Origin of the sequence: Neobacillus sp. NPDC093127 (assembly GCF_044754175.1) — a bacterium.
GTDB lineage: Bacteria > Bacillota > Bacilli > Bacillales > Cytobacillaceae > Neobacillus.
The window spans coordinates 23531-48912 of sequence record NZ_JBIVOP010000004.1; the positions used below are offsets into that span (position 1 = coordinate 23531).

The following is a 25382-nucleotide window of genomic DNA, read 5'->3' on the forward strand; positions in this document are numbered from 1 at the left end:
ATGAAAATTGTATCTTTTCTTGTTTTCTTATTAATACTTCTATCATTTGCTTTATTAGTTTTATGGTTTTTGAAAAGAAAAGAAAGAAAGTATAAGTTTACTATTTTAGCTATTCCTTTATTATTGGTTTTAGCGTTTGGGTGCACGTATATTCCTCATAAAATCGTAAGCATAGACCCATCTAACGTTTCTAAGATAACTGTTTTCGATGGGAACACAGGAAAGGATTTAGAAATTACTAATGTAACCGATATTAATCGTATTATCGGAAATCTGAATGAAGTAACATTTCAAAAGGGTAAACCTTCATTTATGTATATGGGTTATAGCTTTAGAACCACCATTTTTGATAATAAGGGAAAATCCATTGAGGAATTAATAATAAACTCGAATGATACAATAAGGTATAAGGGATTTTTCTACACTTCAATAGAAAATTCAATTGATTATGATTATATAGGTCAGTTAGTTCGTAAATAACCTTATTAAGTTAACGTGTGCTAGCTTACTTTAACAATCAAAATTCAGATAATCAAAAAAAGCTTGGATGAATTTTTATTTCTATCCAAGCTTTTTTGTATGTTAAATCAAGTGCTAAAATAGTCAAGGCTCATCCTTTTCTCCCTTCAACTAACCACCAAGTATTTTAGTATTAACTCCATAGTATTGTTAAAAAGAGTAATTGCTACGGTGCCACAGTCTTTATTACCTTTTCCCCAATGAGAACCCATGAAATAGCCTTCCGCCAAAGGGATCCAAGACTTGATCAACGAATTCAACTACAGGTTTCTTTTCACCTGTCCTATAAAAATGATCAAAAACCTCTACAAAAAGATTTGCGAAATCTTCGTCATAATTCCTTAATGCACGCACTATCCATTTCGATGCACCAATCCATTTACGGTTTGTTCTTAAAACAAATTCGCTTACCAACTCAGCTAAAGTGCTCGCTATAAATATTTCTTTTGCCCTATTTGAACAACCGATAAAATCATCCAGAGCATCCGTAATAAAATACCGTTTTAATTCAATTGTTTCAATCGACCATTCTGCAGGTCCATTAGTTAATAATTCCTTAGCCTCTTTTTTAATTGAATCCATTATTCCGATATCTCTTAAGATAATTCCTTCTGAAACCATTCTCGGCAATGAAGGTCTCGCTCTTTCAACATCATTGTTAAAAAAATGCTTATATGAGCTTAAATTATGCACAAAGACCTCAATAGCCCAGCCAAACTCAATTAAAGACTCTCTATAGGAGGAACTAATGGTCTGATCGAATATAACAATATCCAGGTCAGATGTTTCTGTTGCTTCGCCGCGAACAACACTACCAGCTAATAGGGCACCTTGACAATAAGGAAAATACTTATGGATAAACTGTTGTGCTGCTTCAATTGCACTTAACCTATTAATTTCCTCCATGTTTATCACCTCTTAGTTTCGCTCACCTTTACTTTATTCCAAATTGCCATCCAATTCTTTTTCATAATTCTCTCTTCATAAACCGCTGCCCGTTCTTTTGTTTCAACAAAAAATGGAGTTGGCTTCACTTCAAAATGGAGGACATCCTCTATTCCCCAGGGAGCAGCTAATACCACATTGTTGTTTTCATCTAGCTTTAGACCAAGGGCAGTGGCTGTTTCCGGGAATTTTGACATCGCGTCCATGGAGGACGTATAGGGAGGAATATCATTTTTAACATGCATTCGTGCTTCGTTTTTTACCGACCAGGGAACATTCGGGTGAATAACTCTTAATCTTTCTTCAAGTCTCTTTTCTTCAGTTTCTACGACATTTCGCTCGTCAAAATAAATTACATCAATATCTGGAATAGGTGTCCTTTCTGTAAATCCGTGGAGCGTGTCCCATATTTTCGAACGAACAAAGCCTGCACAAACCCACCAGTCCGGAAGATTAAGAGATTGTGCTGAATATAATATATCCATCATCCACTTATCTTCTTTAACAAGTTGGATGATATCATTTTTTGTTTTTAACATCACTTTATTCTCCATTCTAAAATAACTCTGATCTGTCTAGCATCTATTTGTTGAAAAAATTTCTTCATCGCCAAATGTTATTTAGTTTACCCGAATAGAAATTGATCGCTTCCTTATAACCTAATATTTCCTTATCAGCAGTCGTATCTACCAAGCATTTTAGTAGTAACTCCATAGCATGGTTATATTCTTCTAAATTATATAAAGTCATCGAATAGAATACTTGAATTGCTCTATTCTCTGGAAATGAACTTATTCCCTTTAACAATACATCTTTTGACTTTTCATATTCACCTAATGTTCTATATGTACTTCCTAATCCCAATAATGCTCCTTCTAAATCTTTTCCAGATAGCCCTAATTTTATTGCCTTTTCATAAAATGGCACGGCCTTCGATTCTTCTCCTAATACATCAAAACTCCATGCACATTGGTAGTTTATCAACGCATCGTCTGGAAATTCTTTTGTTAATTTTAGAAGTGCTTCGTTAGATTCCTTTTGTTTTCCTTCTTTTCGTAATTCTATTGCTTTACTTAATTCTTTGCGCATCAATTTTCACCTTCATCTCTTAATTTGCATGTTGCACAAACTACTGGTAGCCACTTAGAAAAAGGCTTTTGGAAGCCATCTCTCCAATGAATACATCCGGCAGTTCTTCAATTTTCTTCTAAATCCATTTAGCAAACCAGGCAACATAATATGCTGCAGGAATAAATAATAGTTGTGCCGCTACTGTGCCAACTAATTTTGAACTAACCATAGTCAATGAATAACTTTTTAGATAAACATACATCCTTGGTTCTTTTACAACTCTGTCAGCAAGCACCGATGCTTTAGGGTCAATAAATAGCGACAATAAAATCGTCGCAATACCATTTATAATTCCAGATGACATAAGCGCTGCTTGACCAAATTTCGGAACTAGCAATGAGGCATAAATAGATGAAATTACCCCAACAGTAAATACAGCCGAAATAATGACATTAATCACAAAAAGACGTTTAGGAATTGTTTTTAACGTAATACCTTTTAAATAAGATAATCTGGGTAATGTAAAACAATTACATACTTTTTTTATTCCTTTTGCATTAAACTGATTAAAAAATACTGACGCTACAGAACCTCGTTCATTTGATAATTGAACAATAGCGCGTGAGAAAAGTTTTATGAATGTTGGAAAAAGAAGAATTCCTAAAACAACACCAATTGAGGTTATGCCAATTAGAATCCTATATTGCTCCTCTATAAAAAGTAATTTGTTTGTATCAGGTGCTTCTGCAATCAGTTTTGCGGTTAATGGTTGATGAATCATAGTAGAAAATCTTGAAACAATAATTAACGTACCAAATAAAGATAATGCTGTTGCAATTAATTTTACCCTGGCTCCTGAAATCCTAGTTGAATAGGCTAATGTTTCAATCATTGTTACAATTAATAGAAAAATAGAAATGATAATTAGTTTACCTGATATTAATCCCATAGTATGTTCCCCTTAGTAATTTATCTAATTTTTATTATATACCATTATGAAAAAGATGGAAATTACCACTAAATTTCTAAAAATATTCAGGATGAAAAATAGCTATTTAGCTAATCTGGTCTCATTTGGAATAACTTATTTTCAGTCGTTCAAAAATCTCTCACTATAATGGACAAATATTTCGAATTCATGGTATTTTTGATTTGAATCAAAAGATGTATATATTACGATTAAACATATAGGAGCGATAATAGTGAAAAAAGCCAATCTCTGTTTTATTGGTGCAGGATTTCATGCATCAACAAACATTTACCCTTCTGCTATTGAAGCAGGAGCAAATATACAAGCGATTTCTACACGTAATATCGATCGTTCAAAAGCTGCTCTTCAACGCTTTGGAAGCAATGGGACACCATACGATGACTATAAAATGATGTTACAAAATGAAGATTGTGAAGGAGTTGTTGTGGTTGCTCAACCTGAAGATCATCCTTCTCTTGTGCTAGATTGTATCAAAGCTGGTAAAAATGTATATGTGGATAAGCCTCTTGGGATGAGTGCAGAAGAAGCTACTGAAATTGCTGATGCTGCTGAACAAGCGGGTGTAACATTAATGGTTGGATTTATGAAACGTTATGCTCCTTGTTATACAAAGTTAAAAGAGTTAATTACGAGCAGTAAACTAGGTACTGTGCGTTCCTTTCAAGCAAGATTTGCAGTTGACAGCACGCCTTTTTGTAAAAATGAAGAACAATTTATGAAGTTGGCTGCAATACATATTGTTGATTTAGTACGCTATTTATTTGGAGAAGTTGTACAAGTTACAGGTTTTAAAAATAGTGACAATGAGTTTGTTTCTCATAGTATTTCGTTAAAGTTTGAAAATGGCGTTGTTGGTAGTCTTTATTTGGCAGGTATGACTGCTTGGTCTCGTGAAAGTGAAAATATGCTTGTGACGTTTGATAATGGATTTGCTTTTGCTGATGAAATTAATTCGCTTACAGTTCATGAGTCACAAACATTTGATGATCTGCCATGGAAATCACTTAAAGAGACCGACACTGTATTTACTCCCTCTGCTACTCCTATGTCTGGAGCCTACAGAGACCTTTATTTACGAGGTTTTGTTGGGGAAATGTATCATTTTATAGACTGTTGTAAAAGTGGTGAAACCCCAACATCTAATGGACGTGATAATGTAAATACAATGGTACTCTGCGATCGTATTCTGTCTACGTTGCTCTAGGAACTTTCTGTTGGAACAACTCTTTTAAAAAAGCTGTTTTCGTAATGAATGCTGTTATTAACCACCTTCAGACTTCTAAAACGGCATAATAAAGTGGAAAATTAAACCTAATTCGTGAATTAATTTGATATATCGGCGGAATTCGAAAGTTTATCAGCGAATCAAAAAAAATCAATACTCCTTAGAAAATAGCCATTAAAAAGAGAAGGTCTTCATAATGGGTTCCGTTCCCTATAGCAAACAAAAAAAACTGTTAATTAAAATGGATATCAAGTATATTAAATGGAGCAAATCAATTATGAAACATGTTAGATTTTTTATTTATCAATTCATATTGTTTGGCACACTTTTAGTTCTTAATGTTTTTTCTGATAAATACATTAGCAAACCGTTTACTCGTGTTGATTTAATAGCAATATGTATAAGTGCTCCAATCGCTATAATAATTGTAAATCTCGTAATTAAGGTTTATTTACGTTTTAATACTATTCGATTACGAAATACAATTTTACTGTCTATATTAGCCATTATTTTAGCATTCCTATTTATAGGGCTACTGGAGAGTATTTGGTTTGAAATAAAAGGGCAGATGTTATTCTCTTAGTAAATGTCCCTTAGATGATACCTTTTTCTTATTCAATTAACAGGCGCATCCTTGAACAAGGATTAGCGCTTATTTTACATTTTGGAACCCGTTTCTAGAATAGAAATTTTTATTGTAATTATATCGTTATTTACGATATAATCTATTTAAACGATTAAAATAGGAGTGCTGTTTAATGATTCAAAATATAAATAAATACTTTTCTGACATTTATTTCAATTTACATCCTACGCAAGAAGAAGTCATTTCACATCAAAGTCTCCGTATTTTACAAACGGTTCAGAAAAAGCAATATGTCATGATTCGTGACATTGCCGAGCAATTATCGATTTCACACAATACAGCTTCAGAACATGTGAAAAAATTGGTGGGTAATGGGTGGTTGTATAAAGAAAGGTCGGAAGAAGACCAACGTAAGGTGTATCTACATTTAACAGACATAGGTTCTGAAATATTAAAGAAGAATACAGAGTTAGATGAAAATAAACTGCAAGCTGCACTTAGCAGATTATCGGCTAATGAAAGAGAAAAAATAGTTGAAGCATTTCGACTTTTAAGTGAGGTATCAAAATAAATGTATTTGCTAATTAAAATTATAAGTTCAGCTGCCATTATTGGCATCGTAACAGAATTGGCTAAACGATTTCCTGCATATGGAGGCATTGTAGCTGCTCTACCATTAATCAGTATCCTAAGTATTATTTGGCTAACAATTCAAGGAGAATCTACTCAAAACATCAGCAAATTTACACTTGGCGTTTTAGCTGGATTTCCTGCAACGGCGATAATGCTGTTTGTGATCTTTATTGCATTAAAGCAATCTGTTCATTTAGTACTAGCGATTTCACTAGGAATAGTTGCTTGGGGAGTATTTTTAATAGGTCAAAAATTTATAATGGAAGCATTTATTTCGTAAAATAAATACGGATGAATAGCATAGTTCATATGGACTGGGCTATTTTTTCAACAATTCGCACCGCAAAAAGCGGTGCGAATTATTATGTATTTTGCTTTACATCTTTGGTTGTAAATTCACGTTTTGCGATAGAAAACGGAACCCATTAAGGTCTCCCCCCCCCTCTTTCATCAGTTATTTCGGCTGCATCCGAATCGAACCATCGAGCCTAATCGTTTCCCCATTCAGCATTGGATTTTCAATAATACTTTGGACAAGCTGTGCGTATTCGCTTGGGTACCCGAGCCTTGATGGGAATGGCACCATCTTTCCAAGTGAATCTCTAGCCTCTTGTGGCAGAGTATCAAACATTGGCGTGTGGAAAAGCCCGGGGGCAATTGTCATGACCCGGATTCCATAACGGGCAAGTTCCCTTGCTATCGGTAACGTCATTCCGACAATTCCCCCTTTAGATGCACTATATGCCGCCTGGCCGATTTGTCCGTCATAAGCCGCAACCGAAGCAGTATTAATAATAACGCCTCTTTCGTTTTGATCATTCACTTCATTGCCCGTCATTTTCTCCACCGCTAAGCGAATGACATTGAAGGTCCCGATTAAATTCACATTAATCACCTTAGAAAAAAGTGCTAGATTATGTGCCCCATTTCGTCCGAGTACCTTCTCTGCTATTCCAATCCCAGCGCAGTTCACAACCGCATTTACTCCACCCATAAATTCGGCCGCTTTATTAACTGCTTCTTGGATATCTTCTTCCTTCGTTACATCTGCTTTTAAAAATAATACTGATTCTCCTAATTCAGTTTGAAGCCTTGCTCCCTTTTCTTCTGATTGGTCAAAAATAACTGCTTTTCCGCCACTTCCAACAATGTTACGAACTGTCGCCTCGCCTAGACCTGATGCACCTCCCGTAACAATGCCACGGCACGCTTGAATTTGCATATTGGAAACCCCCTTAAAAGAATTCTCTTTTATTAGTTTGCAAGTTTTATACCAATTGTAATTTTTCAATGGACAAGTCGGTTTAAGCCTGTGCTTCTTTTTATATGTATGTGGTTTGGACAGTTATTAAGCAAAAATGACCAAATATTGTACAGTGAGAAAAAGAAAAAGGCCAAGCCCCCAAATCTAAAATGAGGTCCTGACCTTCTTCTTCGTTACCACGCTTTCCTGTGCAGCTACACGTTTCTTTCTTTCCATTATGACAACTAAGACAATCGCGACAATGAGAAAAAGACTCGCAATCCTGAAGATAGTAGCTATATCAACAAATTGCGCCAGTCCACCAAAAATAATACCGCTAAGCCCAATGCCTAAATCAATAGACGAAAAGATCATCCCATTAGCCACACCGCGCCGATGTGTCGGTGTCATTAATAATGCCCATGATTGCAATGTTGGGATCAAGCAGCCAAAACCAGCTCCGAATAAAACACCGGCAATGGCAATAAATAGACTCGAATGCGCAAAGGAGAGTACCCATATTCCGATAAATGTAAGCGAGGTACAAAGCAGTACAAGTCCTTTCGGGCCTTTCTCATCAAACCATTTCCCGGCGATTGGTCTCGCCAAAGTGGCCATGACTGCATTAAAAATATAGAATAAAAAGATTTGTTCAATTCCTCGTTCCTGCCCAAAGATGACGATAAACGTAACAATCGCTCCATACCCAAGATTGATGATAATTGTTACAAAAGCCGGGAACCAGCTTGATTTTTCAACCAATGAGTCCATATAGGAAAATTTGAGATCTTCTTTTTGAGTATTTTTTACAGCTTCAGGAGTTTGATAGCGTACGGCTGTAAGCAAAATTACTGCGATAACCCCTAGAAATGCGGAGATATAAATAAGATTGGTAAACGAAGTAATTTTATATATAAAGATTCCTAGACTTGGAGCAATAATCATACCAATAGTAATCGAAAGGCCAAAATAGCCCATTCCCTCACCAAGACGCGAATTTGGAATTACATCGACGGCTGCTGTGCCATTAACTGTGGTTGACCAGCCCCAGACAAGGCCATGTACGAAGCGGAATAATAGAAAAATAACAACAACCTGTGAAATCGGATATAGAATCGTAATGAGTAGGAGCATGATAGCTCCTGTTATGACAAGCGACTTTCTCGGTTTGTATTCAAGCATAAAACCGATAAATGGCCGGCTGAGTACAGCTCCTATTGAAAACAATGCAGTTACTAAACCAATTTCCAAACCTGATGCCCCAATGGATTTTATATATGGCGGCAAAGTTGGAATAAGCATTTGAAATGACATAAACACAAATAGGTTGCCCACCATGAGCATGATAAATGACTTTGTCCACAAACGTTCTTTCAAATAATTCCCTCCCAATTATTTCAATAAAAAAAGAATCTTCACCCAGAAGATCCGCATTCATTCATATATTTTATATCATAAAATAATAACACAGAATCCTGAAAAAGGAAATGCAGAAGGTTTTACCAAAAAGGTGGCTATTTTTGTTATCATGAAGGTATATAAACATCGTAATGATCGGAGGAAATCGTATGCAAAAGAGGAAAATAGTCATCACACGTAAATTGGAACAGAATCACATTGAGCAAATAAAAAAGGTCATTCCTGATTGGGAATTGATTGTCGGCAAAGATAAAGATATTTGGCAGGAGCATGCAATGGATGTTGAAATTATTGCCGGCTGGACAAAGGGGCTAGAAGAATATTGTCTTGACCCGCAGTCAAAGCTTCAGTGGCTGCAAACATGGAGTGCTGGGGTCGATAACTTACCGCTAGATGGGTTGGAATTGAGGGGCATTACCCTTACAAGTGCCAACGGTGTGCATGCCTATCCCATTTCCGAAACAATTTTTGCCTTAATGCTTGGTTTAACAAGAAAAATCCATACATATGTGCGTAATCAACAAACGAAAACGTGGCATCATGCCAATATGGGACTAGAAATGCATGATAAAACGGTTGGAATTATCGGTGTTGGAGCAATTGGAAAAGAAACAGCTAAGCTTGCCAAAGCATTTCGGATGACTGTCCTTGGTGTAAGGAACTCGGGCATGCCGGTTGAATATGTTGATGAAATGTACACTTTAGATCAATTGGATCTTCTGCTGCCAAAGTGTGATTATGTGGTTGTTACGTTACCACATACGAAGAAAACCCATCGATTATTTGGTGCCGAACAATTTTCACAAATGAATCCTAAAGCCTTTTTCATTAATATCGGTCGTGGTGAGATAGTAGTAGAGGATGAACTCGTCCGGGCATTAATGGAAGGAACCATTGCCGGGGCAGGGCTGGATGTATTTGAAAAAGAACCATTAAGTGCTGAAAGTCCTTTATGGGAACTGGAAAACGTCATAATTACCCCGCATACCTCTGGCTCAACCGAAAATTATAATAAACGTCTGATTGAAAGTATCTTGATCCCCAACCTAAAAGCATATATTTCTGGTGGGAATCCTTCGATTAATCTTGTTGATTTTTCAAAAGGATATTAAAAATTCCCTATGTTTCTTTTAACCAAAAAACTCGTCAATCGACGAGTTTTTTAGTTATAGACAAAATTACTCGACCTTTAGTTAATTCACATCCACTTTCTCAATATTCCTAATCGAGAAATAAGCAATCAAGCAGCCAATTGCGGCGAGTACAAGCGGTATAGCAATATAGGAGAAGGCAGTTACACCATTATTTGTTGATCCTGTAATCGACACAAGGATAATGGCTGAGACGATTGTTGCTGGAACAGACTTTTTTAACATTCCGAAATATAGGGGAATTAATGCCATTCCAGCTGAAGCAATAGCTCCAAGAATCATATCGGTCAATCCTTTCCAAAGTACCTCCGCTGTTAATGCATGAGGCACAAAGTGGAAATAGGAATCAGCTAAATAAAAGACACTGCCAATCAATAGATTCGATGCGCATATTGTTAAAAATGTAAAACCCGCCACAATAATTAGCTTAGCAGCCATGATTTGCTTCCGTTTAATTGGGTACATAAACATTAGGGTGATTGAGTTGCTTTTATACTCATCGATGATTATTCTAGCAATAAGTGTCGCAGCAAAAATCGTAAACGTTGCCCTGGTAAAACTTCCAATATCAGCAAATGCTGTTTCATAGCTTAAAAATGGAACTTTCCCTTCGCTTTTATCTCCGTAATAAACCAAAATGAAAAAGCCCATGATGGCAAGATTGGCAATCGCAATTCCCTTCCAATAGCCATACAATTTAAATTTCTTCATTTCAAGACTGATTAATTTACGCACTGATCCCGCCCCCATTTATTAAAGTTAAGAAATAATCTTCGAGTGAATGGTTCTTTTTATTGATTTCCTCAATCATGACTCCGTTAAGAATGAGAGTCTTAGATATTTCTGATTGGGATACTCCCGTATCATAGATTCTAAAGCGTGCTGTGTCGACCACTTTAAAATTCGTCAGGTGAAGAATTTCCTCAAGGACATAGAATGCCTTTTTCACATCGTCCACTGTGAGTTCAATGTACTCCGTATTTTGCTCATGGATTTCGTCCATCGAAACCTCTTTGATTAATTTTCCATCACTGATAACCCCAATCGTATCGGCAATTTGCTCCATTTCTCCTAAGATGTGTGATGAAATCAGCATTGTAATGCCATATTCCCGGCAGAGCATATGAAAAAGATTGCGGAGTTCTTTAATCCCAACTGGATCAAGGCCATTAATCGGTTCATCAAGAATCAACAGCTCTGGCTTTGTGATAATTGCACGGGCAATTGCCAGACGCTGCTTCATACCAAGTGAAAATTCTTTCACTGATTTATCTTCGATATTTTTTAATTTGACTAAATCAAGGGCCGCATCAATCGCCTTTTTGTCATAATAGCCCATATACTCACAGTGCAGCTCCAGATTTTCGCGTGCGGTTAGCCGGTCATAGAAAACAGGATATTCGATGATGCTCCCCATCCGCTTTAACACTTCATAGGAGGTATTCGTCAGTTTTTCACCAAAGATCTCAATTTCACCGCTCGTTGGCTTCACAAGATTTGTCAGCATCTTCATGATCGTTGTTTTACCGGCACCGTTTGGCCCAAGAAACCCGTATATTTCGCCCTTTTTGACCTTCATATTGACATTCGAAACAACTTCCTTGCCCTTATAGGCTTTTGTCAGTTGATTTGTTTTGATAATGTAGCTCATCAATTTTCAGCTCCTCTTCGTCTTTAACTACTTTTTATTTTAGTCAGCAGACTTTTCTTTTTTATTAACCAATTCTTACGAAATTCTTAAGATAAGGCTGAGTTAAAAGTGAATGTTGATTTCCGTTCCAGGCGCATCGCTTTCCGCGGGGCGGGCGGTGAGCCTCCTCGGCGCTAAAGCACCTGCGGGGTCTCACCTGTCCCGCTGCTCCCGCAGGAGTCTCGCGCCTTCCACTCCAATCAACATTGTGCTCAAAATCAACAATGTGCTTTAACACAACCTAAGATAAAGAAAGGGTAACCTTGACCTGAGGCACCCTTAGCTGTTTTAATAGGTAATTCGCTTTAATTGAACGGTAAAAGTCGTTTTTTCATAGGGCTTGCTGGCTAAAAAAATTTGCCCATCCATTTTTTCTACAAGTCGTTTGGTAATGGTAAGGCCGAGACCACTGCCTTGATAGGATTTGTTTCGTGAATCCTCTAATGTGTACATTCTTTCAAACACTAAATCCTTGTGGAGCTCGCTGATTCCTTTGCCTTTGTCCCACACATCAACGTAAACAGACTGTTCATCACTTCTAAGTGTCAACCCTAGCGCTTTTCCTTCGCCGCCATATTGAAACGCATTTGAAAGCAAATTATCCAAGACCCTGTCAAGTTCTTCCTCATTCCCAAGCGCATAAAGAATGGTTTCCGGCAGCTCAATTGCAACGTCAAAGCCTTTTGTAGTTAAAACCTCGTAAAAGTTTAAAATATTCTTCTGACACACTTCATTTATGTTCACCCTTGTAAGCGGCAGATTTTTATCCCCAGACTCCAGTTTCGCAAGATCAAAGAACTTTTTAATTAAGTCTAAAACTTCGACCGCTTTACCGTGAACTTTTTGCAGAAGCTCCTCGGTTTCCTCATGATTTCTATTCGGGTCATTCAACATAATTTCAATATAGCCGAGCACTACGGTCAGCGGCGTTTTTAAATCATGCGAAATGTTGGAAAGCATTTTCCGCATCGATATTTCGGTTTTATTGTAGCTGGCCATCATTTTTTGATTATGTTCTAAAAGACGGTTGATTTCGATCAATGTCTGTTTCAGATTCGCATCATCCGTATGCAACAGCAGCTTTTCATCTGTCTTCCTATCAATAATCTGCTTAAGTTTTTTATGAATGTAAGTGAAATTTTCTTTATCATTGGTTCTCGTTTTATATTGGATTAAATTAATGCCTGCTAAAACGATAATGACTATAGATAGAAAAATGATCATTATGAAAACTCCCCAAGCTTATAGCCGATGCCCCATAATGTTTTGATATACTGCGGTTTAGACGGTTCATCCTCAATTTTCTCCCTTAGCCTTCTCATATGGACATTTATCACATTTTCATCACCGTAGTAGTCGTCTTCCCATACTAAGCTATAAATTTGCGCCTTCGTATAGACACGGCTTGGATGTGAGATAAATAGTTTTAGAATATGAAACTCCTTAGCGGTCAGCTTGATTTCTTTACCGTTTTTTTGCAGGGAAAAATTGTCTAAATCAACCATCAATTCCCCGACCGCCAGCAGCTTCTTTTCTTGCTTTTGTTCTGTACGGGAATAATGAGTTGCCCTTCTGATTGCTGCCTTCACCCTAGCCGTCAGCTCAATCATCGAAAACGGCTTGGCGATATAATCATCCGCACCAAAACCCAAACCTAAAGCTTTATCTAAATCCCCGTCTTTAGCTGACATGATCAGTACAGGTATCATGCTCTTCTCACGGATTATTTTCAAAAATTCCATCCCATCAAGCTTCGGCAGCATTAAATCAAGGAGAATCAAATCAAATGAGTCGTTTGCAAACACCTCAAGCGCCTCTTCCCCGTCAAATGCTGGCACTACCTCAAAACCTTCTTTGGTAAATTGGCCTTTGACCATATCACTTATTGCCACATTATCTTCCACTAATAAAATTTTGTGTTTCATTTTTATCCCCACCCGTTCATTCCTATATAGATATTTTCCATATTCTCTCTGGAAAATCCTTTTTTTGTCGAAAGCAATGTTACAATTTTTTATTATGGAGGCAGAGTGCCCGCTTCGGCTGTTTTCTCGCTTCTATGGGCACTGTGATCTCTTTAGAGTGTCAAAAAAGCCCAGTCCGATATGGAACTGAGCCTTTCTCTTATTTATTTAACGTCACTTTTATTTGTTTTGATTAAGTATTATATTTACATTTCTAAATCTGTGAATGCGTAGGGTAATAATTCCTTTAGGGGCAATTCTAATATATCTTTCTTCTCATTTGTTAAATAGACTGGCATTTCAGGTAAACAAAATTCTGCTAAAACCTGTCTGCAAATACTACATGGTGGAAGAAAATCTACCGTATTACCTGCTACAGCTATAGCCTGGAAATCACCTTTTTTGTAACCGTTTGCTATTGCAGTAAAAATCGCTGTTCTCTCAGCACAATTTGTTGCACCTAGTGAAACATTTTCCACGTTTACACCATTAATAACAGTACCATCTTTGAGTAATAATGCTACTCCAACTGGAAATTTTGAATAAGGTGCGTAGGCCCGTTCCTTCATTTTACGTGCACTTTCCACTAATTGCTCTTTATTCATCTTACCCATCCTTTTCAAAGAAGAATGGACTTATCAAAGTCCCCTTAGCGCCAACTTTTGATTGGCAGGACTTCTAATATTATCACTTTTTGAAACCTTTATCAATACCAATACAAAAATGACCATCAAATAATTTGGTGGTCATTTTTGTATTCTTTTTGTTTGCGAAAGGGAACGGAGCTCGTTACCATCATAAAAATCTCCCTTTTTCGATACTATGATTTTTTATATCTACGAGGATTAAATTTTTCACTCGCTTTAAAGTTATAGACAGGTTTGATAAAGCTCTTAATTTCAACTGTTTCTTCGACTTTTTCTAAAATTTCATTCATCGATTTGTAGGCCATTGGCGCTTCATCAAGGGTTTCTTCTGAAACAGATGTCGTCCAAATGCCTTTCATGGTATTGTGAAAATCGTCCATGTTTAGGGTATTCATCGCTTTTGTTCGGCTCAAGACACGACCAGCCCCATGTGGTGCCGAATAATTCCAGTCCTCGTTGCCTTTGCCGACTGCTAAAATGGACCCGTCCCGCATGTTAATTGGGATAATGAGGCGTTCACCTTTTTGTGCGGAAACCGCGCCTTTTCGTAAAATCAGGTTGTCGGTATCAATATAATTGTGCACCGTATCGAAACGTTCTATTTCTTCAAACCCCATATTATCAGTAATCGCCCTGGCTATTTCTTTGCGATTTGCTTTTGCAAAACTTTGGGCTAATTTCATATCATGAATGTAATTTTCAAAATCCTCGCCTTCCAAATAGGCTAAATCATTAGGAATAACAGGAATCTTATCCTTGTAGCCTTGGATAGCTGCCTGGATATCCTTTTGGCGGCCTTCCGCCTTTAATTGTTGAATTATCTCACCTAAGTCATGTTGACGATGCCTTGAAATGGCTACTTTTTGATAGTAGTTGGCAATCTTTGATCCAACATAACGGCTGCCGGTATGAATCGTCAAGAAGTGATAGCCATCGGAATCGACAGAGACTTCGATAAAATGGTTGCCGCCGCCAAGCGTTCCTAAGCTATAAAGACTTCTATTTTCACTTAAAATATGCTCCGCTTTAAATTCTTTAATGGCTGGAAAACTCGTGTTAATAAACCTGACCGTCTCATCTGAATGCAGCTCCTGCCCGCTTGGGACATAGGTACGGATGACCTGATCCAGCTGATTAAAATCCACCTTTTTCTCCCGAAGCTTAACGGTTAGCACGCCACAGCCGACATCGACGCCAACCAGATTGGGGACGACTTTATCCTTTAACTGAATGGTTGTTCCAATCACACAGCCTTTTCCTGCATGATAATCTGGCATAATACTAATTTTTGCATCCTTTAAAAAAGGCTGATTGCACAGTTCTTGAATCTGTTCAATCGCTGATTCCTGCGGATAATTTGAAAATACCTTTGCTTCTGTTTGTGACCCCGTTACATTAATCACTTGTTTTCCCTCCTTCAAAAGCAGATTACCAATAGGCTACCATTTACTGGAGATTTGGGCAACGTATTTTTAATTGTTTCAATTGAAAAAAACGCCTTAATAAATCTACTGATTTATTACAATCCATCCCAGCCACCCGACTAAAATAAAATTTGGAACGACAAACAAAATGGCTAACCAGATCCTTTTCTTTGCGATGAATTTTCCCGCCACTAGATAAAGGATTGGAAATATTAATCCCCAAACTAGGAAAAGTGGAGTAGCCGCCAGATATAGGCACATAGGTAAGATAAGGATTGAGGATATAACAAGTAGTTTAGGTTTCTTTGTAAATAGCGCTATAATACATAGAACCAACGAGGCAATCGTAGAAGGCCAAAATAATATCTGCATGAGGAACCACCAAATTCCTTTAATTATTTTTATTCCATAATCCGGAAACACCTGCCAGTTTTGTTTTATCAAAAGTTAATTTATATATATCTGGCATAGCGAGCTCTTGCCAGAAACGATATCCAAATTGCTTATCAAAATGATTCATAATTAAAACCATCATATTCCCATGAGTTCCTATGACAATTTTTTCATCTTTATATTTCTCTAAAACATTCATTGTAGCCATAACTCCTCTTGCTTGGGCAACAATATTAGATTCTCCCCCTTCCCATGAAAAGCTGTCATCCGTCCATACTTTGGCAACTGCCGATTTAAAGTCCTCGAGAGGTTTATCGGACAATTTCCTTTCTTTAAAATCATGCACAATCACAATATCTTTACCGATGAATTCAGCGACGCCTTGGACAGTTTGAATAGCTCGTTTGTATGGACTTGAAATGACTCTATTAATATTTTCATTTTTAAGTATTTGCGTAATTATTTCTGCATCAGCCAATCCTTGATTTGATAAAGGTCTGCCCATTTCATCAGGGGTATATATAGAATGAGCATGCCGAACAAAATACAAATTGGTCATTATCTACTGGCCTCCTTTTTTCCACCAATCACTAACTTATTCGTAAAAAAATCATAGCCTCCATTTCCTCTTCAAATACTTATGTATTTATAATTCAATACTCGATCCAAAATCCACAAATATTTACAGCTTTTATTTCTTCAACTTTCCCTTTATCGTCAGCAAGTTTAAATGAGGCCCTGGCAAACAACAAATACCAATCAAATGTATCCTCTTTTACTGAAAGAATTTCTACCTTGGTTTTTATTTCATTTCGGTCTGTTATTACTGGTGTAATTTTTACACATTCCACCCTATTGACACACTTGAACATTGCTTTGCTATTAATATAGTTTTCAATTGAAGCTGGATGAGTTGGAACTCGGTACATAGAAAAAAATAAGAGTACAATGAAAGCAAAAGTTAGCTTTTGAGATAATTCCTTTTCAGCCTTTTTCGATCTTGTACAAATTATAATCCCCATTACTGAATAGAGGGCAATCCAAATAAGCCAGTCAATTTCAAAGAGCGACCCTGCAAAAAATGAATTTATTGTCCCAAAAAGGAGGTAGCGAACTAAATTTGAAAGTGATTCAGGATGATCCACTTCCAATTCATCCTTATCAAAGTCTTTTACAAAAAATAGATAAATTGAAAAAATAAAAATAAGCCCCATAAATACATAGTCCAAAATAAACACTTCCTAATGACCAATTGTCTACCTTATATATTCGGTAGACTAGAGAAAATAACCTTTTATTATTTTTTCAACAAAAAAGCGACTTCCAATTATGAAAAGCCGCATCCATCGGTTTACTTAGAATTCCGTTTTATATCAAATCTTCTTTGCCTGGTATCAACCGTTCATTAAAAACTGTTATTGGATGAACCTTTTGATTTACTATTCTATCTACTATCTGTCTAATTACACTTGGTTCACGAAGTTGATTATTATCAAAATTCATGAGCTCTGATACCTTTATCCAGTTACTATCTATTATAACGTCCTCTTCAATTCTTAATGATCCGCCAATAATTTCACCAGTAAAATGAAATAAAATCACTTGATCATTTGAACTACTGATGAAATTATATACACCAGTTGTGCCGGTAAGTTTCACATCAAATCCTGTTTCTTCTTTTACTTCCCTGCAGGCAGCATCAAGTATGTCTTCTTTATATTCAATATGTCCAGATGGAAAATTCCACTTATTCATTGCAAATGGTTTATTTTCTTTAATAATCAAAACTTCGTCGCCATTGATTACTGATACACTAACAACTAAAACAATGTCATTTTGAGTCATTTTCTTTTCTCCTATATTTTTAATTTCTAATTTTACCAAATATCAACACTTTTATTGGACAAAAATGAACCATCAATTGGACGGTAGGTGCAATTGTGGAAAGGATCCAAGAACAACCCACGCCAATCCCTGCACCTCTCCGTTCCCATTATGTAAAAAATAAGGACAGATTTTAAACTATTTTGCCATAATAAACCTTTTGCTGGTTCAATAATTCTCTTTCTCTCATACACTGGAGTATTACTTTTTGGGAGGTGATGATTGATGGCTAAATCATTATGTAATGAACTGGCAAAGATCCTAAACGGACAAGCTGAACAAAAAAACGATGTATGTATGGTAACAAAGGAGAGAACAGATTTAGATGTGACTATCCTTGGGCATCCTACACACTCAGATATGGTAATTGAACATGAGTTTAGCTTCGAACCTATTTCTAAGAAAAAGGAAACTTTGAATCTAGCCGAACTTGTTTTTTTACAAGACGAAGTAAATCCATTTTTGCAGGCTATAAACAAAAGTAGTCATATCAATGTCTCGGCTATTCACAACCACTGGTTATTTGAAAAGCCCCGGCTCATTTATATGCACCTTGAATCGGTTCAAAATCCGGTAGAGTTTGCAAAAGAAGTTGCTCATGCTCTTAAAAAAGCTGGAGTAAACTAAAAAGTAACCAGCCTTAAGCCCCATTTGGAAACAAGCATATAAAGTCCAATTGACGTTTCCAGTAACACAAAGTATAGATTATTTTTTTTTACTTGGGAGGTGGCTCACCTCTCCTTTTTCCTTACCCCGAAAGTAAAAGAACCTATTCTCGACTCCAACAGCCAAGGTGGGTTCTTTTACCAATTGTATTTTTCCCCTAATTCAACCATATGTGCAAAGACATCTTGATTTGTAAAATCTTCTTTTGATATACCTATGTCGTCACATGCATATTTAATAAATTCTAGCCATGTCGGATCATTTTCTTTTATTGCTGTAACACAGCCATCCTCTATGTACGGAACAATAATTTCTTTATCAATGCTCTTGAATATTTCAATAGCCTTTAGTGCGCCCGGCCAATTAATATCGTTTAATAACCAAACTAATCTAGGCAATGCTTTCTTTATTCTAGGATAACCCATCTTTTGTAAAATCGATACTGCGTTTTCATAACACTCCTTTCCATATTTAGGAATCAATAAATCTACTTGTTCAGGCGATAGATCTGATAATACACTGATAGCATCTTCTTGATCTGTCTTAGGAAGATGCCAATTTAATTTATAAACATAATAAATTACTTCTTCATTTTCTAATAAATTGTATTTATTCTCCATGTTCCCCCCTGATTTTTTGATTGGATCGAATAAATCGCTTGCTCGGCTCCAAACCTGCTAATTGTTCTTTCCCATTCCATACCTACTCTCTCTAGAAGCCTGCAAGAGGACTTATTAGCAGTTTGTGTTTCGGCCACTACTTTTGCAAGATTCAATTCATTTAATGCAAAATTGAGTATCACTTGAATTACTTCTGTTGCATAGCCAGATCCCCACCATTCCGGTAACAACTGGTACGAAATTTCGGGGTAAACTCCTTCATGGTGAGGGTCAAGGGAAACCAACCCAATAAAGTTCTCTGTTAGTTTTTCTCTTACAACCCAATAAAAAGAGTCATCACTTGAATTAAGCATTTCATCCATTACTACTCCAATCGAATCCTCCTGACGGATGCCACCCGAAAATCTTCTTACTTCCTGATTTACATATAATTTTTTCACATCAAAATAATCCGATTTTTGAAAGGTATTAATAGAGCATCTCTCTGTTTCAAACAAATAATTCAACTCCCTTTAGTTCAAGGAAAACTATTAAATATGAACTTTTTCTAATATAATCATTTAACTTTAGTTTACGCCTAGAACTTAGTCTTCAAGAGGAAAGATTAAAAAATAAATATTTAAATTTTAATCCAAAACCTTTTAATAATATTTCCAGCTTCCTCAATATAGTCCGAATCGGCTTCCCCGCCATTATTCAATATTGTTTTTTCCGAACCAGTATTACCCTTGTCACAAACAACAAGAACTTTTTGGATCCCTAGTTCTTTGGCTTTTTCTAAAGATAAGGATAAAAGTTTCGAAGCATATCCTTTTCGCCGCTCAGAGGGACGGATGCCATAACCAATATGCCCGCCACTGTTAAATAGCTTATCAGTTAGTCGATGTCGGATATTAACAGCACCGAAAACTTTTTTATCATCGTTAACTAACCAGAATGTAGAGTCAGGCACCCAATTTTCAGGGAGATTTATTCCATTCTCGGAATCAAGTAAAAATTGAATCATTTCTTTGAAATTTGAGGGATCTTTACTAATGACCCAAGGGATCATATCCTCTCCACTTTCCTTCCATTCCCGGTAAAAGGACAGATATTCAGTTTCTAATTCCATTGTTGGTCGAGTTAAATATACATCTGACTTCATAGAATTCACCTTCAAACATTATTTTACTAGTTATTATTCGATTAAAAATCCTAAATCCCTCTGATTATTTGAGCTGCCACCCTATCATAGCGCCAAAAAACATTATTAACCTCCAGCACCTGATGTTAAGTTAATAAACTCTTCAGCATCTTTAATAGATAATTGCATTCCTTTTTCCCAAAAAACTTGTGAAGTAATGTCTTCCCCTAAATGCTTCATTACCAATTCTTCTATAGGCATCCTACCTGAATCACGCAGCAAGTCTAAATAACTTTTTTCAAATTCTTTACCTATTTCCTTAGCCCGTGAATATAGGTTAAGAGAAAATAAGTACCCGAACGTATAAGGAAAATTATAAAATGGAGTATTTGTAATATAAAAATGTGGTGTCCAAAACCACGAATGAATAGAAGCACCATCAAGAGAGCCTTGATACGCTTCATCCATTGCTGTTTTCATTAATTCATTTAACCGTGATGAAGAAACGATTCCATGTTTTCGTTCCTCAAAAAACCGCGTCTCAAACAAGAACCTAGAAGGAATATTCATGAAGTTCATCACACTGCGTTTTAATTTTTCATCCAGTAAAAATAATCGCTCGTTAGTGCTTTCCGCCTTTTCCATAGCTGCATCTAAAATGATCATCTCAGAAAATATTGAGGCTGTTTCAGCCATAATCATCGGATATTTTTTATTCATACCTTTGACGGGACTCATTGCATAGTTATGAAAGGCATGACCTAACTCATGTACTAAAGTTAAGACATTTGTGTTCTACCGTCATATGTCATAAAAACCCTTGATTCTCCCGAAAGTGGGAACCCTGCACAAAACGCAACAGCCGATTTATTCGGACGATTTTCTGCCTCAATCCAGCCCTTAGCAAAGGCCTTGCGCGAAAAACGTTCTAATTCCGTTCCAAACTGATTAAAATGCTCTAGAATAAAATCGACAGCTTCTTCATAATTAATTTTTTGATTACTTTGTGTAATAGGGGCCCAAAAATTATACGCTTGCATCTTTTTATCACCAAACATTTTTGCTTTCTGGTTTAGGTAATCTGCAAACGGTTGTTTGTATTTATTAACTGCTGCCCACATGGCGTTCAGTGTTTCCTCTTTAATGCGGTTGTCCTTTAGAGGTTATTCTAGAACATTTTTTAAACCTCGCTTTTTGTACACTTGTAACCGGAAGCCTGCAATATGATTGAGAATCTTTGCAAACAGGTCTTCTTTCTCTGTCCATATTTCTTCTAAAGCCTTATGGGATTCCATTCGAACTGATTCATCAGGATGGGAACGTAAATTAATCGTTTGGCCAACTGATAATTCGTTATTTTCTCCATTGATTAAAATATTAACTTTAATACTACTAATAAGAGAATTATAGAACTGTCCCCAAGCATGATAGCCATCAACCATTAGATTGGACACTAAACTTTCTTCTGTTTCGGTTACTGATTTTCAGTATTCTCTCGCCATTCATTTAGAATAAATTTATAGGCATTTAACCTATCAGTATCAAGTGATCATAGTAACCCATATATTCGCAGTGCAGTTCCAGGTTTTCTCTGGCAGTCAACCGATCGTAAAACACGGGATATTCTGCTTCTTAGTAAAAAAAGGTCATACCCACAAACTATGTGGGTATGACCTATTTACTAAATATTTATTCTTCTTCTAACTTGTTGAATTTTCATTGCGGCCAATCCAGCTAAAATTAAAGCAATACCAACAGCCATATAGTTGTATATTGGTGTGGCAGTTACTGGCAACTTTCCTCCCTTATCGGTAGGTCCCGGGCTGCTGCCTGAACCATCATCTCCGCCGTTATCCCCCGGAGGTGTTGGATTATCCCCGCCATTGTCGCCTGGCGGAGTTGGGTCATCGCCGCCATCGCCTGGGTCGGGAGTGGTTGGGTCTTCAGGCTTTTCCGCAGTAATATTTGTTATTTCAATAACCTTAACTTTCCTTAATCCTTGTCCATCTCTAACAAAGACCGTATACTTACCGTTTTCGGTTACTTGAAATTGGTTGTCGTTGATGTCTGTTCCCGCACCATCATAAAAGTCTTCATGTACTTTGTCACCTGCCAGCCATCTCATCTGAGTGACCTCTGTTGCAGTCGTAGACACAGTGATGGTCACGGGTTCTGTAGTTGGCACTGTTGTCGATGGAGTTAATTCAATGTCGAAATCCTTAGGGGCTTCAACAATATTATTAATCTCTATGACACTTACTTTTTCAATACCTTGTCCATTTAAGACATAAACTGTGTACTTCCCATTTTCGGTCACTTGGAATTGATTGTCGGTGATAGCAGTTCCAGCATCTTCAAAGTCAGCAACGGTTTTTTCACCATCTAGCCATTTCATTGCCAAAACCTCTTCTGCAGTTGTGGATACAGTGACTGTTACTGGACCCTGAGTTGGTTCTGTTGGATTCGCAGATAATTCAATATCAAAATCCTTCGGAGCTAAAGCTGCCAGAATTCGATCAGCCAATGCTGCCAGTGCTCTTTGCCCATCAAGGGTCGGGTGAATTAAATCAATTGGTGGGGCAAAAACATACTGCGCTTGGTGTCCATTAAAAGCAGAATAGGCGTCCGCTACATAAATTCCTAGCTTATTACCGAAAGGAGCAATTACGTTTGCGTTTACACTAGGGATGAGGAGCTCTCCAATGTTATGTAGGCTAGCTAGAAATTCATCATCACCTTCACCAAACGGATTATAAAGATTGTAAAGAATAATTGGAGCTGTTTGATTTTGTTGTCTAATTTTCCCTACAATCGCCTGTAAATTTACACCTAATTGAGTGGCTGCGGCAGTTACTTTTGGCAGTAACTCAATAGGGTCGACAGGAGTCTGGTTTTCAATAATTTTTTTCAAATCAGCTGCTAGCATAATATCATTATTACCAATATTGAGCGTGATCACATTGGCACTTTGAAGCGCCGGTTTGACTCTTGGATCGGCATCAAATCCGGCTAATAATTGGGATGAAGTAAGTCCAGGCACCCCAAAGTTGCTGACATTAAATTTTCCGCCCGCTATTAAACTAGGAAAAGCGTTCGGTGAGGCCTGAACTTGACCTGCTTCCAGATATAGACCAAAAGTAATAGAGTCGCCTAAAGCTGCAAGATTAGGCTTTGGGTTTTCATCTGCAAATGCAAATGATGCGAAAAAAGTGTTTAAAACTAACACAAAGACAAAAAGAAACGATAATCTTTTAAACTTCAACAAAATCCCTCCTAAAAAAATTTTACTACCACATTCTATTATAATCTGCGGTTTTTCGAATATTCAATAAATACCATTCTACAAATTATGCGGAATGGCCTAGGGCAATAGAAATGGGAGTGGGGGGGCAATTGGGGAGCGCAGTGATCTTCTCGAAAACAAAGAGGTTTTCAGGGTAAAAGACACCACAATGATTTGTGCCCATTAGCTTCGAAAAACAGGCTGAAAGGAATGAAATGCCATGATACGTATCCGACACCGTCGGAAAACGGTCTTCAAGGGAACGATTTCACTTGAATCGTTCCCCACACCGACAAAAAAGGACCTTCAGGGTAACGATACTAGTTGAATCGTTCCCCATACCAACCAAAAAGAGCCCTCAAGGTAATGATACTCCCCAAAATATCTTTCCCTGGGCCAGTAACCGAACCCTATCCACCCAAATCCCCCAATAATTTCCCACCCGAATAAAACCAATAAGTTGTATAATAAATAAAAGAATCTATCAAAAATAGAAGGGAGTAACTATCTTGTTTGAAAAAGCCCTACCATTATTTTAATCCTATTTTGGGTACAGTTCCTTTCGCACTGGCCAGGAGCAGGCAATCCGATCCGTTCTAGCAGGAGAAAACACGATTTGCGTTATGCCGACCGGCGGTGGAAAATCAATCTGCTATCAAATCCCCTCACTTATTCTCCATGGCACAACGATTGTTGTCTCGCCGTTAATCTCATTAATGAAGGATCAGGTCGATGCACTCATTCAAGTTGGAGTTCCAGCGACTTTTATCAACAGTACACTTAGCTACAATGAAGCAAGCGAACGGATGCGAGCAGCTATTCAGGGGAAATACAAGCTGCTTTATATTGCACCGGAGCGATTAGAGTCGCGGGAATTTATCGAAGACCTGCAAACGATGGACATCCCTTTAGTTGCAGTAGATTAAGCCCATTGTATTTCGCAATGGGGACACGACTTTCGCCCAAGCTATCGATCAAAGGACGATCCGTTATTTGAGGAGCTAAGGGCAGTAAGAAAACAAATTGCCGAAGCAGAAAAAGTGCCGCCATTCGTTATTTTTGCCGATTCCTCCTTAAAGGATATGTGTGCCAAGCTGCCACAAACGAACGAGGCCTTTTTACAGGTCAGCGGTGTTGATGAACTTAAGCTCCGTAAATATGGCCTTGATTTTATCCAAGCAATCCGCACCTTTTGCAGTAACCATCCCGAATATAAAAGCATAGAAGAAGCAGCTCCGAAAAGGCGCCAAAGAAATCAGTAGGCGAATCCCATTTGGAGACATTAAACCTGCACCATAGCCACTTATCGATACCTGAAATCGCAGCAAAGCGGGAACTGGCAATCAGTACGGTCGAGAGTCATTTGCTACAATGCGCCCAACAAGGCCTTGCTGTCGACTTTGCGTCGCTTATTCCTAGTGACTACATTCCGTTATTAGAAAAGGCAGTCGAAGAAGCTGGCCGGACCAGCTGAAACCGATCAAGGAACTCCTTCCGGATGAGGTAAGCTATTTTATGATAAAGGTATATGTATATTTTATTAGTAAAAATAAATAGGATGGTGATTCCAATCGAAACGGTACTGCGATTAAAAGATTTATCTTTCCTCTTAGTATCGCAGCATGCTGATCCTTTGGGTTTTGCCCAAGAAGACAAGTAATTTGTGACAGGTTCAGCTGAATACTAACTATTTGATCAATAATATTGGCTACATGAAAGGAATCATTAAATTCTAGTGGCGTATGAAAAAACTCAATTTTTTCTTCTAATTCATCAACTTTTACTTCTAACTGTTCTATATGTTCACAAAATTGAATTGATTGGCTTCCCCCTGGAAATAATTTTTCTAAGTCCCAAACTTCTCTATACTTAGTTTGATTCATTCATTTCCCCCCTAAATGATAA

At 37.2% G+C, this 25382-nt stretch carries 29 protein-coding genes and 1 pseudogene; 7 read left to right on the forward strand and 23 right to left on the reverse strand.

What is annotated here, in order from left to right; all coding sequences use genetic code 11:
* The gene (locus tag ACIQCO_RS06950; protein ID WP_400427007.1) at positions 1-480 is read left to right on the forward strand and encodes a hypothetical protein; all 480 of its coding nucleotides are present in this window, start codon (positions 1-3) and stop codon (positions 478-480) included.
* Positions 481-705: 225 nt separating this feature from the next.
* Here the strand turns inward: ACIQCO_RS06950 and ACIQCO_RS06955 are convergent, their stop codons facing one another.
* From ACIQCO_RS06955 to ACIQCO_RS06970, 4 genes are all read right to left on the reverse strand, one after another.
* Complete coding sequence (locus ACIQCO_RS06955; RefSeq protein ID WP_400427008.1) at positions 706-1425, reverse strand: nucleotidyltransferase domain-containing protein; 720 nt, start codon at positions 1423-1425, stop codon at positions 706-708.
* A 5-nt stretch (positions 1426-1430) separates the two neighbouring features.
* Positions 1431-2003, reverse strand: coding sequence for a nucleotidyltransferase family protein (locus ACIQCO_RS06960; protein ID WP_400427009.1), 573 nt, complete (start codon positions 2001-2003; stop codon positions 1431-1433).
* Between the two features lie 64 nt (positions 2004-2067).
* Entirely contained in the window at positions 2068-2553 is a 486-nt protein-coding gene (locus ACIQCO_RS06965) for a tetratricopeptide repeat protein (protein WP_400427010.1), read from the reverse strand.
* 118 nt (positions 2554-2671) lie between these two features.
* Positions 2672-3484 carry a lipid II flippase Amj family protein gene (locus tag ACIQCO_RS06970; RefSeq protein ID WP_400427011.1) on the reverse strand — a complete coding sequence of 271 codons (813 nt, stop codon included), beginning with the start codon at positions 3482-3484 and terminating at the stop codon, positions 2672-2674.
* 253 nt (positions 3485-3737) lie between these two features.
* Between ACIQCO_RS06970 and ACIQCO_RS06975 the strand changes: the two genes are divergently transcribed.
* The 3 genes from ACIQCO_RS06975 (at position 3738) to ACIQCO_RS06985 (ending at position 6250) form a co-directional block, all read left to right on the forward strand.
* Complete coding sequence (locus ACIQCO_RS06975) at positions 3738-4730, forward strand: Gfo/Idh/MocA family protein (protein ID WP_400427012.1); 993 nt, start codon at positions 3738-3740, stop codon at positions 4728-4730.
* 779 nt (positions 4731-5509) lie between these two features.
* Positions 5510-5908 (forward strand): MarR family winged helix-turn-helix transcriptional regulator, encoded by a 399-nt coding sequence (locus ACIQCO_RS06980; protein ID WP_400427013.1) that lies wholly within the window; start codon positions 5510-5512, stop codon positions 5906-5908.
* Positions 5909-6250, forward strand: a complete 342-nt coding sequence (locus ACIQCO_RS06985) for a DUF3147 family protein (RefSeq protein WP_400427015.1) — start codon at positions 5909-5911, stop codon at positions 6248-6250. It begins immediately after the preceding gene.
* A gap of 174 nt (positions 6251-6424) precedes the next feature.
* Here ACIQCO_RS06985 and ACIQCO_RS06990 read toward each other — a convergent pair whose 3' ends face one another.
* Positions 6425-7192: a 3-hydroxyacyl-CoA dehydrogenase gene (locus ACIQCO_RS06990; protein WP_400427016.1), complete on the reverse strand. Its 768-nt coding sequence runs from the start codon at positions 7190-7192 to the stop codon at positions 6425-6427.
* Between the two features lie 186 nt (positions 7193-7378).
* Complete coding sequence (locus ACIQCO_RS06995; protein WP_400427017.1) at positions 7379-8590, reverse strand: MFS transporter; 1212 nt, start codon at positions 8588-8590, stop codon at positions 7379-7381.
* 191 nt (positions 8591-8781) lie between these two features.
* Between ACIQCO_RS06995 and ACIQCO_RS07000 the strand changes: the two genes are divergently transcribed.
* Positions 8782-9744 carry a D-2-hydroxyacid dehydrogenase gene (locus ACIQCO_RS07000; protein WP_400427019.1) on the forward strand — a complete coding sequence of 321 codons (963 nt, stop codon included), beginning with the start codon at positions 8782-8784 and terminating at the stop codon, positions 9742-9744.
* An 81-nt stretch (positions 9745-9825) separates the two neighbouring features.
* Here the strand turns inward: ACIQCO_RS07000 and ACIQCO_RS07005 are convergent, their stop codons facing one another.
* From ACIQCO_RS07005 to ACIQCO_RS07045, 9 genes are all read right to left on the reverse strand, one after another.
* Positions 9826-10518 (reverse strand): ABC transporter permease, encoded by a 693-nt coding sequence (locus ACIQCO_RS07005; RefSeq protein WP_400427020.1) that lies wholly within the window; start codon positions 10516-10518, stop codon positions 9826-9828.
* The gene (locus ACIQCO_RS07010) at positions 10511-11434 is read right to left on the reverse strand and encodes an ABC transporter ATP-binding protein (protein ID WP_400427021.1); all 924 of its coding nucleotides are present in this window, start codon (positions 11432-11434) and stop codon (positions 10511-10513) included. Before ACIQCO_RS07010 ends, ACIQCO_RS07005 begins: the two co-directional genes overlap by 8 nt.
* A 327-nt stretch (positions 11435-11761) precedes the next feature.
* The gene (locus ACIQCO_RS07015) at positions 11762-12697 is read right to left on the reverse strand and encodes a sensor histidine kinase (RefSeq protein ID WP_400427022.1); all 936 of its coding nucleotides are present in this window, start codon (positions 12695-12697) and stop codon (positions 11762-11764) included.
* The gene (locus tag ACIQCO_RS07020; RefSeq protein ID WP_400427023.1) at positions 12697-13398 is read right to left on the reverse strand and encodes a response regulator transcription factor; all 702 of its coding nucleotides are present in this window, start codon (positions 13396-13398) and stop codon (positions 12697-12699) included. Before ACIQCO_RS07020 ends, ACIQCO_RS07015 begins: the two co-directional genes overlap by 1 nt.
* Positions 13399-13643: 245 nt before the next feature.
* Positions 13644-14042 carry a cytidine deaminase gene (locus ACIQCO_RS07025; RefSeq protein ID WP_400427025.1) on the reverse strand — a complete coding sequence of 133 codons (399 nt, stop codon included), beginning with the start codon at positions 14040-14042 and terminating at the stop codon, positions 13644-13646.
* A 215-nt stretch (positions 14043-14257) separates the two neighbouring features.
* The gene (locus ACIQCO_RS07030; protein ID WP_400427027.1) at positions 14258-15487 is read right to left on the reverse strand and encodes an RtcB family protein; all 1230 of its coding nucleotides are present in this window, start codon (positions 15485-15487) and stop codon (positions 14258-14260) included.
* A 412-nt stretch (positions 15488-15899) separates the two neighbouring features.
* Complete coding sequence (locus ACIQCO_RS07035) at positions 15900-16460, reverse strand: histidine phosphatase family protein (protein WP_400427029.1); 561 nt, start codon at positions 16458-16460, stop codon at positions 15900-15902.
* A gap of 94 nt (positions 16461-16554) precedes the next feature.
* A complete protein-coding gene (locus ACIQCO_RS07040; protein WP_400427030.1) occupies positions 16555-17130 on the reverse strand; it encodes a hypothetical protein in 576 nt (191 codons plus the stop codon).
* A gap of 139 nt (positions 17131-17269) precedes the next feature.
* A complete protein-coding gene (locus ACIQCO_RS07045) occupies positions 17270-17746 on the reverse strand; it encodes an NUDIX domain-containing protein (protein WP_400427431.1) in 477 nt (158 codons plus the stop codon).
* A 264-nt stretch (positions 17747-18010) separates the two neighbouring features.
* Here ACIQCO_RS07045 and ACIQCO_RS07050 point away from each other — a divergent pair, with 264 nt between their 5' ends.
* Positions 18011-18412 (forward strand): DUF1259 domain-containing protein, encoded by a 402-nt coding sequence (locus tag ACIQCO_RS07050; RefSeq protein ID WP_400427031.1) that lies wholly within the window; start codon positions 18011-18013, stop codon positions 18410-18412.
* 176 nt (positions 18413-18588) lie between these two features.
* On the opposite strand, the gene ACIQCO_RS07055 is transcribed toward ACIQCO_RS07050, so the two are convergent.
* The 7 genes from ACIQCO_RS07055 to ACIQCO_RS07085 all read right to left on the reverse strand — a co-directional run bounded on the left by ACIQCO_RS07055 (position 18589) and on the right by ACIQCO_RS07085 (position 23456).
* Positions 18589-19071 (reverse strand): hypothetical protein, encoded by a 483-nt coding sequence (locus tag ACIQCO_RS07055; RefSeq protein ID WP_400427032.1) that lies wholly within the window; start codon positions 19069-19071, stop codon positions 18589-18591.
* On the reverse strand, positions 19047-19568 hold the full coding sequence (locus ACIQCO_RS07060) for a GNAT family N-acetyltransferase (protein ID WP_400427034.1): 522 nt from the start codon (positions 19566-19568) through the stop codon (positions 19047-19049). Before ACIQCO_RS07060 ends, ACIQCO_RS07055 begins: the two co-directional genes overlap by 25 nt.
* A gap of 122 nt (positions 19569-19690) precedes the next feature.
* Positions 19691-20215 carry a GNAT family N-acetyltransferase gene (locus tag ACIQCO_RS07065; RefSeq protein WP_400427036.1) on the reverse strand — a complete coding sequence of 175 codons (525 nt, stop codon included), beginning with the start codon at positions 20213-20215 and terminating at the stop codon, positions 19691-19693.
* A 105-nt stretch (positions 20216-20320) separates the two neighbouring features.
* Complete coding sequence (locus ACIQCO_RS07070; protein WP_400427037.1) at positions 20321-20932, reverse strand: M3 family metallopeptidase; 612 nt, start codon at positions 20930-20932, stop codon at positions 20321-20323.
* A 41-nt stretch (positions 20933-20973) separates the two neighbouring features.
* On the reverse strand, positions 20974-21315 hold the full coding sequence (locus tag ACIQCO_RS07075; protein ID WP_400427038.1) for a hypothetical protein: 342 nt from the start codon (positions 21313-21315) through the stop codon (positions 20974-20976).
* Positions 21316-21357: 42 nt separating this feature from the next.
* Positions 21358-21648 (reverse strand): hypothetical protein, encoded by a 291-nt coding sequence (locus ACIQCO_RS07080; protein ID WP_400427039.1) that lies wholly within the window; start codon positions 21646-21648, stop codon positions 21358-21360.
* A gap of 227 nt (positions 21649-21875) precedes the next feature.
* The gene (locus ACIQCO_RS07085; RefSeq protein WP_400427040.1) at positions 21876-23456 is read right to left on the reverse strand and encodes an SGNH/GDSL hydrolase family protein; all 1581 of its coding nucleotides are present in this window, start codon (positions 23454-23456) and stop codon (positions 21876-21878) included.
* Between the two features lie 530 nt (positions 23457-23986).
* Here ACIQCO_RS07085 and ACIQCO_RS07090 point away from each other — a divergent pair.
* A pseudogene (locus tag ACIQCO_RS07090) lies at positions 23987-25034 on the forward strand (helix-turn-helix domain-containing protein).
* Here the strand turns inward: ACIQCO_RS07090 and ACIQCO_RS07095 are convergent.
* Entirely contained in the window at positions 24986-25360 is a 375-nt protein-coding gene (locus tag ACIQCO_RS07095) for a hypothetical protein (RefSeq protein WP_400427042.1), read from the reverse strand. The pseudogene ACIQCO_RS07090 and the gene ACIQCO_RS07095 overlap by 49 nt on opposite strands.
* Positions 25361-25382 lie beyond the last annotated feature (22 nt).